The sequence below is a fragment of the Nitratireductor sp. GCM10026969 genome (assembly GCF_042660605.1).
GTDB lineage: Bacteria > Pseudomonadota > Alphaproteobacteria > Rhizobiales > Rhizobiaceae > Chelativorans.
This window is the reverse complement of the sequence record NZ_JBHSUM010000017.1, coordinates 34,071-47,205: the sequence shown is the minus strand read 5'-3', so window position 1 is coordinate 47,205 and position 13,135 is coordinate 34,071. Positions and strand designations below refer to the sequence as shown.

Below are 13,135 nucleotides of genomic sequence, written 5' to 3'. Positions count from 1 at the left end.
CGGGTGCCGTGCGCGACTGGTCCGGCGGCACGCGCATCGGCGAGGCGCTCGCCACCTTCAATCGCCTGTGGTCGCGCCGGGTGCTGGGGCAGGGCGCCACGGTGCTTCTCATCACCGACGGGCTGGAGCGCGACGACATAGAAAGGCTCGCCCGTGAAATGGAGCGGCTGCAGAAATCCTGCCGCCGTCTCATCTGGCTCAACCCGCTCCTGCGGTTCGACGGTTTCGAGGCCAGGGCGCGCGGGGTCAGGGCCATTCTCCCGCATGTGGACGAGTTCCGCCCCGTCCACTCGCTTGACGCGTTGTCGGATCTCTGCACCGCCTTGTCGGCCGCGCCGCGCCGGCGAACACGGCCGGTAGAGGGACTTGGCAATCATCTTGCTGCGTGACCATATTGCCAGTAGGGCAACAGGAGGCAGGGCATGCTTAATCAGGCGCAAGGCGAACAGCCGCTCGACCCGCTCACGATCGCCGAGGACTGGATGAAGGCCGGCAGGGACGTGGCCATCGCCACTGTGGTGGAGACCTGGGGCTCCGCACCCCGGCCCGTCGGCAGCCATCTGGTGATCGACACGGAGGGGCATTTCGAAGGCTCGGTGTCCGGCGGCTGCGTCGAAGGGGCCGTCGTGGCGGAAGCGGCCGATGTCCTTGCCGACGGCAGGCCTCGCATGCTGGAATTCGGGGTGGCCGACGAGACGGCCTGGCAGGTCGGCCTGTCCTGCGGCGGCCGCATCAAGGTTTATGTCGAACGGCTGGGCTAATGGATCCTCTTTCACTGAAGAAACTGAACGCATGCCGGCGCGAGCGCCGGGCGGCCGTGCTCGTCACCGATCTCGGCGGCGGGCGGGATCGGGTGGTGGTCGAAGGCGACACCGTCGCCGGACCCCTCGGTGAAGCGGTGGAGAAGGCCTTCCTCTCGGGAAAATCGGCGACCGCGGAGATCGACGGGCGGCAATTCTTTCTCAATGTGCATGTGCCGCCGCCACGGCTGGTGATGATCGGTGCGGTTCACATCAGCCAGGCTTTGGCGCCGATGGCGCGGATGGCCGGCTTCGACGTGCACATCATCGATCCGCGCACTGCTTTCGCCTCGCCGGAGCGCTTTCCCGATGTGCGGCTCGATGCCGAGTGGCCGGAGGAGGCGCTTCAAAAGCGCCCGCTCGATGCCTATTGCGCACTGGCCGCGCTCACCCATGATCCCAAGATCGACGATCCCGCTTTGAAGGCCGCGCTTGACGCCGGCTGCTTCTATATCGGCGCGCTGGGCAGCCGCAAAACCCACGCACGCCGTGTCGAGCGCTTGACCGGCGCGGGGCTTGCCCAGGACTCCATCGAGCGCATCCACGCGCCCATCGGGCTTGCGATCGGTGCGGCGAGCCCGGCGGAAATCGCCATCGCCGTTCTCGCCGAGATCATCGCGGCCCTGCGTTCGCGCGGGCTGGAGGCACGTCGGGGCGAGGCGGCATGAGGTTCGGCGCCGTTCCCGTTTGTGAGGCGGAGGGCGCGATCCTCGCCCATGCGACCATGGCGGGGGAGAAGCGGCTGCGCAAGGCGCACCGGCTGACGGCGCAGGATGTTCGCCTATTGGAAGAGGCGGGCGTGCGCGAGGTCATTGCGGCCGTGCTCGCCCCGGGCGATCTCGACGAGGATGCAGCTGCCGCACGGATTGCGGCTGCGCTGCGTGTCGCCACCGTCGAGGCGCGTGCGCCGGCGACCGGCCGTGTCAACCTGCATGCGGCCGAGGCGGGCCTGTTTCGGGTCGACAAGCAGATTGTCGATGCCGTCAACCGTATCGACCCGGCCATCACGCTTGCCACGCTGGAGCCCTTCGCGGCGGTGGAGGCGGGGCAGATGGTCGCCACGGTCAAGATCATTCCCTTTGCCGTGCCGGAAAACCTGGTGGTCCAGGTCGAGACCGCCTGCACGGCGGGCGAGGCCTTCTCGGTGCGACCCTTCGTACCGCGCCGCATCGGTCTCGTGCAGACCGTCCTGCCGGGGGTGAAACCGAGCGTGCTCGACAAGACCGCCCGCATCACAGAGGCGCGGCTTGCGCGCTCGGCGAGCCGGGTGACCGCCGAGGTGCGTCCGCCGCACGAGGAGGAAGGGGTCGCCCGCGCCATTGCCGACCAGGCCCGCGACAGCGACATGGTCTTGGTCTTCGGTGCCTCGGCGGTCTGCGACGAGGACGACGTCATCCCCGCCGCGATCCGCCGCGCCGGCGGCAAGGTCTCGCGCGTCGGCATGCCGGTGGACCCGGGCAACTTGCTGGTGATCGGCAGTCTCGGCGGAAAGCCTGTCCTGGGCGCGCCGGGCTGCGCCCGCAGCCCCAAGCCGAACGGTTTCGACTGGGTGCTCGACCGGCTCATGGCCGGGCTCGAGGTCACCCATGAGGAGGTCGGCGCCATGGGCGTAGGCGGTCTTCTGGTGGAGATTCCCACACGGCCACAGCCGCGCGAAGTCACACCGAAACGAGCGTCCCCGAAGGTCTGGGCGGTGCTCCTGGCCGCGGGAAGATCGCGGCGGATGGGCATCGGCAACAAGCTCATGGCCGAATTCGACGGCAAGCCGCTGGTGCGTCGGGTTGCCGAACAGGTGACCGGGGGCGGGGCGGCCGGTGTAGTCGTCGTTCTCGGCCACGAGGCCGAACGGGTCTCGGCGGCACTTTCCGGTCTGGCGGTGAAGGAAGTTCAGAATCCGGACTTCAGGTCCGGGCTTGCAAGCTCGCTCAAGGCCGGCATTCACGCCCTGCCGCCTTCCGCCGCTGGAGCCCTGGTCGTGCTGGGCGACATGCCGGAGGTCACCGCCGAGGACTTCAACCGGCTGTTGGCGGCGTTTTCCAAGGCCGGCGGTGAGGCGATCGTGCGGGCCACCCATGGCGGCAAGCGCGGCAATCCCGTGATCCTGCCACGAACGCTTTTTGCCGAGGTTGAAAGGCTGGAGGGCGATACGGGCGCGCGTCAGATCGTCGAAAGTGCGCCACTGGAAGTCGTCGACGTCGAACTGGGTCCGGCCGCCAGCCTGGACGTGGACACGCCAGAGGCCCTTCACGCGGCCGGCGGCACCCTGAAGGCCGAAAGCAGCAAAAGCGGATGAGGGGCGCGCGCAAACGGGCATACGTCCAGCCGCTCCTCTTGTGTCTCCTTGCTTTGCTGGCCACGCCCGCCGAGGCGTGGCAGCTTGCGCCCTTCAAGGACCGCCTATTCGGCTACCCGGATGTTTTGGAGAGGCGTGACGATGGTGCTTACCGCATCATCGACTATCGCGAGATGCGTGACATCAACGGGCGGGATGCGGTGCCGGAGCGCCGGGTGCGGGGGCGTTACGTCGACACGGCCATACGCCGGCTGCAACGCGATCTCGTCATCGAGACGGAAAGAGGCCCGGTGCGTCACTTCGCCGTCGGCCGGGTCGAAGGCGCGCGCATCATCACGGTCTATCTGCACGGGCAGGGCGGCAACCGCCATCAGGGGGTCGACGATTTCACGTTCGGGGGCAATTTCAACCGCATCAAGAACCTGATGGGCCGCAATGGCGGGCTCTATCTGGTACCGGACGTTCCCGGTTTCAGTGCCGAGGGCGCGACGCGCATCGCCGCTCTCCTTTCCGCCTATACAGCGCGCTCGCCGGATGCGCCGGTTTTCCTTGCCTGCGGCTCCATGGGCGGCGCGCCGTGCTGGCGGCTTGCGCGGGAGGCGGCGCTGCTTCCACGCCTGAAGGGCCTCGTCCTCCTTGGTTCCATGTGGGACGACGGTTTCCTGACCACCCGGGCCTTCCAGAACCGCCTGCCCATCTTCATTGGCCACGGAAGCCGGGACGAGGTGTTCCCCGTCGAGAAGCTGGAGGCGTTCTACCGGCGCATCCGCGCGCGCGAACCGGCCTACCCCGTCCGATTCGTGCGGTTCGAGACCGGCACCCACGGAACACCGATCCGCATGACGGACTGGCGCGAAACGCTCAACTGGATGCTGTCGACCGGGCGATAGCATTTCGGGCGAAGCATCCGATGAGAGCTTTCATCGACGTCGCTCAAGAATATTTGCCGGTAATCAACAGGCAAGGGGAACCTATCCGGGCGCCTCTGGTTCGCGGGTGTGCCGCCAAGGCGGCGGCGAAAGCCGAGAACCCGTGGAGAGTGAGATGTTCTTTCGAACAAACCAGTTTCAATACAATGCCAAGCCCGAGCGCCCTGATCCCGTCTACGCCAAGAAGCTTCAGGAAGTGCTTGGCGGCCAGTGGGGAGAGATCAGCGTCATGATGACCTATCTGTTCCAGGGCTGGAATTGCCGTGCGCCGGAAAAGTACCGCGACATGATCCTCGACATCGGCACGGAGGAGATCGCGCATGTGGAGATGCTGGCCACCATGATCGCACGGCTGCTTGAGACCTCGCCCGTCGAGGCGCAGGAGAATGCCGCCAAGAATTCGGCCGTCGGCGCCGTGCTCGGCGGCTCGCGAATAGAGGATGTGCTCGATGCCGGCATGAACCCGCAGCACGCGATCGTGTCCGGCCAAGGCGCCACACCGACCGACAGCGTCGGCTATCCCTGGAATGCGCGCTATACGATCGCTTCCGGCAATTTGCTCGCCGATTTCCGTTTCAACGTGACTGCCGAGTCGCAGGGCCGGCTTCAGGTTTGCCGTCTTTACGAACTGACGGAGGATCCGGGCGTGCGGGACATGCTGTCCTTCCTCATCGCCCGTGACACCATGCACCAGAACCAATGGTTGGCCGCCATCACCGAGCTGGAGGAAGAGGGGCTCGACGGGACGCCGGTTCCGATGAGTTTTCCGCAGGAGCGCGAGAAGTCGGACGTGGCCTACCAATTCTGGAACTGCTCCGACGGTACCGAGAGCCAGCAGGGCCGCTGGGCCAAGGGCCCGACCCCGGACGGCAAGGGTACGTTCGAATATCTGGCCGATCCCAAGCCCATGGGCGAGACGGTTGAGGAGCTCGGCATGGCCGACCCGCTGCTCCACGGCACGCCGAAGAAGCCCATGCCGCCCTCCGCGTCGTGATCGCGATGCTGGTGCGGCCGCCAAGCCGTGGCGGGAACACGGCGTGCCTGCCCGGTTTGGGTTGTACTCACGTGAGTGGAGGTAAGATCGGAGTATCCGGAAAATGGCGGCAAATGCGGGAGAAACGGCCCGCGAGACGGGCGATTTCAGGTGCGAGCGGTGTCACAAGCAGGTGCATGTGACCAAGGGCGACAAGATTCCGAAATGCCCGAACTGCGGGAACGATACGTTCGATGCGCGTTACGACGAGCCGGGGACCGAAAGCTGAGGCGGGCGCCCGTGGCCCGGATCGCTCTCAGGCGCGTGCATAGCAGCGCGTTGGCCTCGTGAGGTCCTTTGTCAGGAGAAAGCGGCCATCCTCTCTGCCCGGCGCGGGATGGGCGATAACGGTCCATCCCAGCCGGCGGTAGAAGCCGAGGACGTCGCGGTTGAAGGAATCCACCTCCAACTCGGCGCTTGCGACCCCACGTGCGGCGGTGGCTTCTTCGGCGAAGCGCATCATGCGCCGGCCGATGCCGGCGCGTTGCAAGGGAAAGAAGGTCCGTATCGCCCAGAAGCGTGCCGGCGGCCATCCGCCGTCTGCGCCGAAGTCGACCCAGACCTGGGCGATCGGAAACTTTGCCGCCACGGCGACAAGCATGAGCGCCTCGCCGCGTGTTTGCGCCTCGAACACCCGGCGGATGATTGCCCTGTCGCGGGAATAAAGGCCCATCCATTCGAGCGCGGGAAGATCGGCTTCCGTGCAAGTGCGCACGGTTGCCCGTATCGTTGCTTCCAGTTCGCCGAACTCTTCCGAACGGGTCATGTCGCAAGGTTCTCCTCCAGGCCGGCCTTGCGGCAGACCTCCGGCCGGTGCTCCAGCCAGTTCTCGGCCACGCATTCACTGGCCGGGCGGCCGTACCAGGTCCAGGGGAGGTGACGTGGGTTCAGCCCTACGAAATGTGCCCCGGCACGGCCGAGATAAGGCTGCTGCGGCCAGAAGGGCGAGCAGATCGTCACCTCTTCGGTCGGCACCATGTGGGCCGGCTTTTCTCGATCCAGGGCGACGGCCTCAAGCCCCTGCTCGTCGAGTTCCGAGCACAGGGGCAGGGGATGGTCCCGTAGCACGGTCCGAAGGGCCTCGCCGAGATCGTAGCCCGGCGGCAAGCCGCGAATGCCCGTATTGCGCGGTTCCGGACGGGTCCTTTCCGCAAAGACGCCGAAGGCGGTCTTCACATCGCGCAAGGCCTCGAACCCGAAGTCCGAGACATCGCCCACGGTCCAGCGGATGCCGATCAAGGGACCGCTCATGCGCTTCTCCGGAGCGGTGGTGCGAGGCGGCGCGCGCGGGTCGGTTGATCCGCTGCGCCCCAGCGATACTTGTAGGCCTCGCGACCACGCAGGAAATCGAAGCTTTCGTGCCCCTCGCGCCCGGCTTCCTCGATGGCGTGGCCGACCAGGACCGTGCCGAGCCCGAGACGGGCGTATTCGGGAGCGAAGCCGCCGATGTAATAGTAGCTGCGCTGCTTTGCGGTGAGAACGCAGAGCGCCGCTACCGTTTCTGCGCCGGCGCGCATCGTATGGAGGCGCAGAAGGTTTGCCGTCTCGAGCGCCGGGAACGCCTCGCGCAGCCAGCCGAGCATGCGCGCATCGGCAAAGATACCGGCCTCGCCGCGTAAGCGCCAGCGGCGGGTATGCAGATCGGCAAGCGCCTCGATCTCCGTGGCGCCTGACCGTTCCGGCCCACTGATGCCGGCGCGTGCCGCGCGGCGGCGGCAGTAGCGCAGGTTCTGTGCCATCTTTTTGCTCGGCCGCGCAGGAAGCGAGAGTACCGCGCAGCTTTCCGCCGGGCTTGTTTCCGCGCGCCAACCTTCCGGCGCGTGCGCATGCGTCAGCGGCGAATCCGAACGCAATTGGAAGAATTCGACCGGTAGGGAAAGCCGCCCCAGTGCATCGGACAGCGAGTCCGGCTCCAAATGGGGATCGAAAACGCCGTCCAGCCGATCGGTCGGCCCGGCACCCCACGGAAGGAACCGTCCCTCGCGCGCGAAAAGCGGCAGAAGTGCAAGGAGCCGGCCCTCTTCGCGCATGGACAGGATCACGCTTTCTCCATCGCGGAAATGGCGTCGCCACGGTACGAGCCAAGCCGGGCTTTGGAACGGTGTCGCAGCCGGATCCCGCTGCCAAAGATCCCACCACTCCGGCTCGATCCCGCGCGCGTTGGAGAGATATTCCACCTGCATCCGGGGACCGTTCACGCGCTCGGCAGCGGCTCGACGGGGCGATGAGCGGCCCCCTGCCGCCCTGACTTCCCATCGGTAAAGGCCAGGCCGGAGTGCCTCTCCAGGATCTCGCGCGTCAGGCCGAAGCGCGCCGCCACGTGCCCATCCAGGGGGACACCCATGGAGCGCACCGCGGCGTTGAACGTGCGCCGCCATTCGGCGAAGGGGCCGTAGAGCTCCGAGTGGTTCTCGTCGGTGTTGACAAAATAGGCGCCGGGCACCGGCAGACGCACCAGATCGACACCGGCCTCTCGCGCGCTTTCCGGCCAGAGGTGATGAGAGCCCAACGTCTCGTGCGGGTCGAACCGCATGGGATCGGAACTGGCGGGCTCCACGCGTGCGATGGTGCTCGATCCGCAAAGACGGTGGAAACCGCCGTCGAAGACGCGTCCGTCCGGCAGTTCCACCGCGTGCAACGTGCCGAAATCGACCACATAGCCCCTGTCGAGGACCGCGCCGACCCGCTGCGGCGTGATGAGCCGGCGTGCCGTCTCTACCAGGTAGCTGGCGACGAGGTCGTCGGCGTCGAGATACATCATCAGCCCGCCGCCGCCTTCTCTCACCGCCTCCTTGATCATCCACTTCTTGCAGCCGCCGTCGTCGTTTGCCGTAGTTGGGGCGTCGACTGGCCAATCGGCGCGCAGGAAGCGAAAGCGTGGATCGCCGCGGGTGAGCACATTCCAGGAGGGCGGTACGTCGTGGCCGGCCAGCAGCAACTCGAACGTGCCGTCGCTCTGCGCCAGGACCGAGCGCAGGGTCAATTCCAAAAGGGCGTCGACGCGGTTCCAGTCACGCGCGGCCGCACGTGCGATCAAAGGCACGCCGAAAACGAACTTCTCCCGCTGTCGGGAAAAACCTGACCCGATGCCTTGCCTGCCCGTTACCGCCACAGGGGCGGCGGCCCGATGTGAGGAGAGAGGCCTTCGCGGCGTTTCCGGCATGCTAATCCCTTGATGTCGTTGCCCACATGGCTCCCAACGGTTGGATCGACCGGATGTTCCGGGCGGGCGGCCGCTGTCTGCCTCCCGGACCGGCGTCGCCGGTGGCGGGTGGGCAAAGCACGTCTCGTCACCCTGCGCGCCCGCGCGGTAGTTTCCCGGGATGTGCATGCGAGCGCTGAAAGCCTCGCTTGTCGATCGATCCGCTGCGAAAGGATGCGCCCCGTGAAAGTGCTCGTGACAGGCATCGCCGGCTTTATCGGGTTCCACACCGCGCTCAGACTGGCTGAGCGCGGCGACGAGGTGATCGGAATCGACAATCTCAACGATTATTATCCGGTCTCCCTGAAGCAGGCGCGCTTGAGCCTCCTCGGCAACCGCGTCCGTTTCCGGGAGATGGACATCGCGGAGGCGGAAGCCTTCAACGCTCTGGTCCAGGCGGAGCAGCCCGACGTAATCGTCCACCTGGCCGCCCAGGCCGGTGTTCGCTACTCGCTGGAAAATCCCTTCGCCTATGCGAAATCCAATCTCATGGGGCACTTGTCCGTGCTCGAGGCCTGCCGCCGCTCTGAAGGGCTCACGCATCTCGTCTATGCGTCATCGAGTTCCGTCTACGGGGACAACCGCAAAGTACCCTTCAGCGAAACGGACCGCGTCGACGCGCCGAAGTCCCTCTATGCCGCGAGCAAGCGTGCGGACGAGTTGATGAGCACGGCCTATGCGAGCCTTTACGGGCTGAAGCAGATCGGGCTCCGCTTCTTCACCGTGTACGGCACCTGGGGGCGCCCGGACATGGCGTACTGGATCTTCACGCAGTCGGTGCTGGAGGGGCGACCGATCCGGCTCTTCAACAACGGCGACATGATGCGCGACTTTACCCATGTGGACGACATCGTGTCGGGTGTGGTCTCGACCGTCACAGCACCTGTCTTCCGTCCCGGCGAGCACCCGCACCGGGTCTACAACATCGGCAACAACCGTCCCTCGAAGCTCATCGAACTCGTCAGGCTCATCGAGGAACATACCGGGTGCGAAGCGAAAATCTCGTATGCGCCCATGCAGCCCGGCGACGTGGTCTCCACCTACGCCGACATCGAGGATATGCGAGCGGACTACGGCTTCCGGCCGACGACCAGTCTGGCGGATGGCCTGAAGGAGTTTGTCGGTTGGTACCGGGACTATGCCGGCTATGCCGCCCGCGCCGCCCAGGCGGTCGCCTGAACCCTTCGGTTACGATGCCTGGAAGACCCACAGGCGCGCCATCAGATAGTTCCAGACGAAGATGACGGGCACGCTGACGATCTTTGCCGCGGGCGCCGGGATCAATGTGGCGAGGAACGCGACCAGGAGCGTCGAAAGCAGGAGTCCCGTCAGCGTCGAGACGCCGAATTTCACCGCCTGCGCGTAGCTCCGCCCGGCCCTGAAGGTCCATGTCCGGTTCAACTGGTAGCTCACCACGATCCCGGTGGAATAGGAAAGCACGTTGGCGGGTGCGGCCGCCAACGACATCATGACGAGCCCGGTGAAGAGGACAACGTCAAGCGTGGTGGTGACCGCCCCCACGACGGCGAAACGCGCGGTGGTCAAGACGCTGCGTTCGAGGCTTTCGGTTCGCAGGAGACGGCGCGGTCCAGGCATTGGATGGGCCTTGCTTCGAGTGATGCGGCATCGTCGGCCATCGCGGTCCTGTCGTTCAGCGTCGCCTCGACGATCACCATGGGCCGCCGTTTCGACTGCATGAAGATCCGTCCGACATATTCACCGACGATCCCGAGGAACATCGCGTTGAGGGTGATCGAAAGCAGCAGCAGTACCGTCGTCGTCGCGAAGCCCGCCGGCCAGTCCTGCCCGAAGAGGAGCTTTCCGACGAGGTAGCCGACGAGCAGCAGGAAAGTCGCCGCGCCGACGACGATGCTCGCGAGCGAGGCGAGCCGGAGCGGGATCAGCGAGTGGTTGAGGATGCCGTCCACGGCCAGCGACAGCATGGCTTTCAGCGGAAACTTGCTGTCTCCGGCCACGCGCGCCTGCCTGTCGTATTCGAATCCGACCTGTGAGAAGCCCATGGAGCTGATAAGCCCGCGCAGATAGGGCGACGTGTCGTCGACGCGGCCGAGCTCGTCGAGGATGCGGCGGTCGACCAGCCTGAACTCGCCGGCATTGAGCGGCAGATCGTCTTCGCTAAGGGCATTGATGAAGCGGTAGAAGACGCGCCTTGTCAGCGCCGTGATCCTGTTGTCGGTGAGCGAACGCCGGATGCCATAGACCACCTGATGTCCCTGCCGCCAAAGCGCCAGCATTTCCGGGATGAGGTGCGGCGGGTCCTGGAGGTCGCAATCGATCTGGACCGAGCAGTCGCCGCGCGCGGCCTTGTAGGCGGTAAGCAGCGAGCGCTGGTAGCCGATGTTGCGGCTGAAGCGTATGACGCGCACGCGCGGATCAAGACGGCATATCTCCTGGAGGATATCGAAGGTGCCGTCGGTGGAATGGTTGTCGGTGAAGATGATCTCGTAGTCATGGCCGGGGAGCGCGCGGAAGGTATCGACGATCGCGGTGTAGGCGCCTCGCACATTGGCTTCCTCGTTGAAGGCCGGGACGAGAACCGAGACCAGGATTGTTGCAGTCATCTTGTCGCTCCCATCCCTCGGGTTTCGGTCCAACGGGGAATTGTTGGCCGATCTCCCGGCCGATCGACGTGCTCGCGATGCCAGGCGACGAGCCGCCGGATGCCGTCGGTCAGCGATATGCGCGCCCGCCACCCGAGAAGCCTTGCAGCGCGGTCGGGCGAGCCGCGGAGATCCGGTGCTCCGTCTTCCGGACTGTTCCGGCCGAAGGTGACGAGCCCCGGATCGGCACCGGTCGCCTCCACGACCTGGCGCGCCACCTCGCGCATCGTCGGCGCAATGCCGGTCGCGATATTGACGACAGCGGCACCGGGAAGGGGCCGGTTTGCCATCTGCGTCAGTGCCGCCACAACGTCATCCACGTGGATCAGGTCCCGGCGATCGTCAGGGCGGCGCACGAGAAACCGCGCGCCGGCAAGGCACCGGTCGACGAGAGCGGGTACGAAGTAATCCGCCGACTGCCCGGGACCGTAGACGAGCGCGAGGCGCGCCGTGGCGACGGGGAAGGGAAGTCTTGGCTGCAGCGCCGCCATGAGATGGGTGGCGGCGACCATGCCGGCGCCATAGAGCGTGACCGGCGCCTCGCGCGCGTCCTCGCGATACGGACGCGGCGCCAGTCCGTATTCGGCCAGCGAGCCGGTACAGATTACGGCCGAGGGCGGAAGGCTCGACTGCGCGGCCGCGCTCAGCAGTGAAATGACGATTTGGATATCCTCGCCGAAATAGGATCGGGCGTCGGTGAACGCCGCATCCAGTGGGCGCCGGGGCGAGGCGGCCAGATGGTAGACCACCTCGGGCGCCACCTCTCGAACGCAGCGTCTCAGATCCGGCTCCGACCTCAGATCGAACTCATGCTGGATGATGACGCCGGCGGAGCGGCGCAGGTGTTCCGCGCGCTCAGGCGTACGTACAATGACATGCACCTCGTGGCCTTGCGCGAGGCAGGCGCCCACGAGGTGGGAGCCGACGAAGCCGGCCCCACCGGTGATCAGTATGCGCCTTTCGAAATGCACGCCTGCGCCTCACATACCGGTCACAGCCTTTGCGGCCGGCATCGCCTCGGCGCCCGCGACATCCGGGATCAGGACCGGGCGGGGCAGGGGCACGAGGAACCGCCCGCCATCGGCGAGAAAGCCGGCTTGCTGCTGATAGATCTCCTCGAAGAAGTTCCAGGCCAACACCAGCAAGACGTCGGGCCTGTCGTCCGCGAGTGCTTCCGGCGCCCGGATCGGGATCTTCATTCCAGGTGAGTAGAGCCCTTGCTTGAGCGGATTGCGGTCGACCAGATAGTCGAGCGTTTCGGGGCCTATTCCGAAATAGTTCAAGAGCGTATTGCCCTTGGCGGGCGCGCCGTAGCCGGCGAGCTTCAACCCCTCAGCCTTCAGCTCGGCCAGCATGGCCGTCAGGTCCTCGCGAATTTCCGCGATCCGCCCGGAAAAGGCGCGATAGCTCTCCTCGGATAGAACGCCGGCTTCACGCTCCTCCGCCAGCATCTCCGCCACGATCGGCTTAGTTTCGGCGGCGGCGGGGCTGCGCTTCATGAAGACCCGCATGGAGCCGCCATGCACGCCGAGACGGTGAATATCGGTGACCGCCAGATCGAAGAACGCGCCGAGCCTGACGAGCGACAGCAGGCTGAACTCGGAGACGTGCTCGTGATAGATCGTGTCGAACTCGTTCTTCTCCAGAAGATCTTTCGCCCAGGGGACCTCGATCACGAAGACGCCGTCATCGGCGAGCCAGTTGGCAATTCCCTTCATGAAATTATGCAGATCACCGATATGGTTGAAGGTGTTCGTCGTGACGATCACCTTGGCGGGGCCGTGCTTGTCCGCCAACCCCAGGGCGGCCGCTGCGGTAAAGTAGCCGATCTCGACTTCGACGCCCCGCGAGCAGGCGATTTTGGCCAGGTTGGCGGCGGGGTCGACGCCCACCGTCGTGCAGCCGATATCGTTGCAGGCCGAAAGGAGCAAGCCGTCGTTGCAGCCGATATCGACGATCAGCCCGCCGCCCGCTTCCTGCTTCAAAACCGCCGCCAGCTCCGCGAAATGGCTGTGCATGAGCGTCGCGCTGGAAGGCACGTAGAGATAGTGCTCGAAGAAACCTTCCGGAACCTGGTCGGCCACCTGGATCAGGCCGCATTCCAGACAGGCTTGCGAATTCAGCGGATAGGCCGGCTGACCTTTCGCCACGTCTTCGGCGCGCACGAAACCGTTGGCCGGCGGATGATCGCCCATAGGCAGAAACAGGTAGGGATCGGGCGCAAGGCAGGCGCGGCAGCGAGAAAGGAAGGCCATCG

At 65.8% G+C, this 13,135-nt stretch carries 16 protein-coding genes; 8 read left to right on the top strand and 8 right to left on the bottom strand.

What is annotated here, in order from left to right; translation table 11 throughout:
* From ACFP9U_RS06665 to ACFP9U_RS06635, 7 genes are all read left to right on the top strand, one after another.
* The coding region (locus tag ACFP9U_RS06665) for a VWA domain-containing protein (RefSeq protein ID WP_378619971.1) at nucleotides 1–389 on the top strand (389 nt) is incomplete at its 5' end.
* Nucleotides 390–422: 33 nt separating this feature from the next.
* Nucleotides 423–761 (top strand): XdhC family protein, encoded by a 339-nt coding sequence (locus ACFP9U_RS06660; RefSeq protein ID WP_322450284.1) that lies wholly within the window; start codon nucleotides 423–425, stop codon nucleotides 759–761.
* The gene (locus ACFP9U_RS06655) at nucleotides 761–1,468 is read left to right on the top strand and encodes an XdhC family protein (RefSeq protein ID WP_378619970.1); all 708 of its coding nucleotides are present in this window, start codon (nucleotides 761–763) and stop codon (nucleotides 1,466–1,468) included. The genes ACFP9U_RS06660 and ACFP9U_RS06655 overlap by 1 nt, the downstream gene beginning before the upstream one ends.
* Nucleotides 1,465–3,093: an NTP transferase domain-containing protein gene (locus tag ACFP9U_RS06650; protein WP_378619968.1), complete on the top strand. Its 1,629-nt coding sequence runs from the start codon at nucleotides 1,465–1,467 to the stop codon at nucleotides 3,091–3,093. Before ACFP9U_RS06655 ends, ACFP9U_RS06650 begins: the two co-directional genes overlap by 4 nt.
* Nucleotides 3,090–3,983 (top strand): alpha/beta hydrolase, encoded by an 894-nt coding sequence (locus ACFP9U_RS06645; RefSeq protein ID WP_378619966.1) that lies wholly within the window; start codon nucleotides 3,090–3,092, stop codon nucleotides 3,981–3,983. Before ACFP9U_RS06650 ends, ACFP9U_RS06645 begins: the two co-directional genes overlap by 4 nt.
* Nucleotides 3,984–4,137: 154 nt before the next feature.
* Nucleotides 4,138–5,016 carry a manganese catalase family protein gene (locus tag ACFP9U_RS06640; RefSeq protein WP_378619963.1) on the top strand — a complete coding sequence of 293 codons (879 nt, stop codon included), beginning with the start codon at nucleotides 4,138–4,140 and terminating at the stop codon, nucleotides 5,014–5,016.
* 103 nt (nucleotides 5,017–5,119) lie between these two features.
* Nucleotides 5,120–5,284 carry a zinc ribbon-containing protein gene (locus ACFP9U_RS06635; protein ID WP_378619962.1) on the top strand — a complete coding sequence of 55 codons (165 nt, stop codon included), beginning with the start codon at nucleotides 5,120–5,122 and terminating at the stop codon, nucleotides 5,282–5,284.
* Nucleotides 5,285–5,311: 27 nt separating this feature from the next.
* Here ACFP9U_RS06635 and ACFP9U_RS06630 read toward each other — a convergent pair whose 3' ends face one another.
* Genes ACFP9U_RS06630 through ACFP9U_RS06615 form a run of 4 tightly spaced genes read right to left on the bottom strand, consistent with a single transcriptional unit; the run spans nucleotide 5,312 to nucleotide 8,098 of the window.
* Nucleotides 5,312–5,821, bottom strand: a complete 510-nt coding sequence (locus tag ACFP9U_RS06630) for a GNAT family N-acetyltransferase (RefSeq protein ID WP_378619960.1) — start codon at nucleotides 5,819–5,821, stop codon at nucleotides 5,312–5,314.
* Nucleotides 5,818–6,306: a hypothetical protein gene (locus ACFP9U_RS06625; protein ID WP_378619959.1), complete on the bottom strand. Its 489-nt coding sequence runs from the start codon at nucleotides 6,304–6,306 to the stop codon at nucleotides 5,818–5,820. The genes ACFP9U_RS06630 and ACFP9U_RS06625 overlap by 4 nt, the downstream gene beginning before the upstream one ends.
* The gene (locus tag ACFP9U_RS06620; RefSeq protein ID WP_378619957.1) at nucleotides 6,303–7,253 is read right to left on the bottom strand and encodes a GNAT family N-acetyltransferase; all 951 of its coding nucleotides are present in this window, start codon (nucleotides 7,251–7,253) and stop codon (nucleotides 6,303–6,305) included. Before ACFP9U_RS06620 ends, ACFP9U_RS06625 begins: the two co-directional genes overlap by 4 nt.
* Nucleotides 7,250–8,098 (bottom strand): hypothetical protein, encoded by an 849-nt coding sequence (locus ACFP9U_RS06615; RefSeq protein WP_378619954.1) that lies wholly within the window; start codon nucleotides 8,096–8,098, stop codon nucleotides 7,250–7,252. Before ACFP9U_RS06615 ends, ACFP9U_RS06620 begins: the two co-directional genes overlap by 4 nt.
* A 333-nt stretch (nucleotides 8,099–8,431) precedes the next feature.
* Between ACFP9U_RS06615 and ACFP9U_RS06610 the strand changes: the two genes are divergently transcribed.
* A complete protein-coding gene (locus ACFP9U_RS06610) occupies nucleotides 8,432–9,436 on the top strand; it encodes an NAD-dependent epimerase/dehydratase family protein (protein WP_378619953.1) in 1,005 nt (334 codons plus the stop codon).
* 9 nt (nucleotides 9,437–9,445) lie between these two features.
* On the opposite strand, the gene ACFP9U_RS06605 is transcribed toward ACFP9U_RS06610, so the two are convergent.
* Genes ACFP9U_RS06605 through ACFP9U_RS06590 form a run of 4 tightly spaced genes read right to left on the bottom strand, consistent with a single transcriptional unit; the run spans nucleotide 9,446 to nucleotide 13,133 of the window.
* Nucleotides 9,446–9,802, bottom strand: a complete 357-nt coding sequence (locus tag ACFP9U_RS06605; protein WP_378619951.1) for a GtrA family protein — start codon at nucleotides 9,800–9,802, stop codon at nucleotides 9,446–9,448.
* Entirely contained in the window at nucleotides 9,799–10,839 is a 1,041-nt protein-coding gene (locus ACFP9U_RS06600) for a glycosyltransferase family 2 protein (protein ID WP_378619950.1), read from the bottom strand. The genes ACFP9U_RS06605 and ACFP9U_RS06600 overlap by 4 nt, the downstream gene beginning before the upstream one ends.
* On the bottom strand, nucleotides 10,836–11,849 hold the full coding sequence (locus ACFP9U_RS06595; protein ID WP_378619947.1) for an NAD-dependent epimerase/dehydratase family protein: 1,014 nt from the start codon (nucleotides 11,847–11,849) through the stop codon (nucleotides 10,836–10,838). The genes ACFP9U_RS06600 and ACFP9U_RS06595 overlap by 4 nt, the downstream gene beginning before the upstream one ends.
* 9 nt (nucleotides 11,850–11,858) lie before the next feature.
* Complete coding sequence (locus tag ACFP9U_RS06590) at nucleotides 11,859–13,133, bottom strand: class I SAM-dependent methyltransferase (protein WP_378619944.1); 1,275 nt, start codon at nucleotides 13,131–13,133, stop codon at nucleotides 11,859–11,861.
* Nucleotides 13,134–13,135 lie beyond the last annotated feature (2 nt).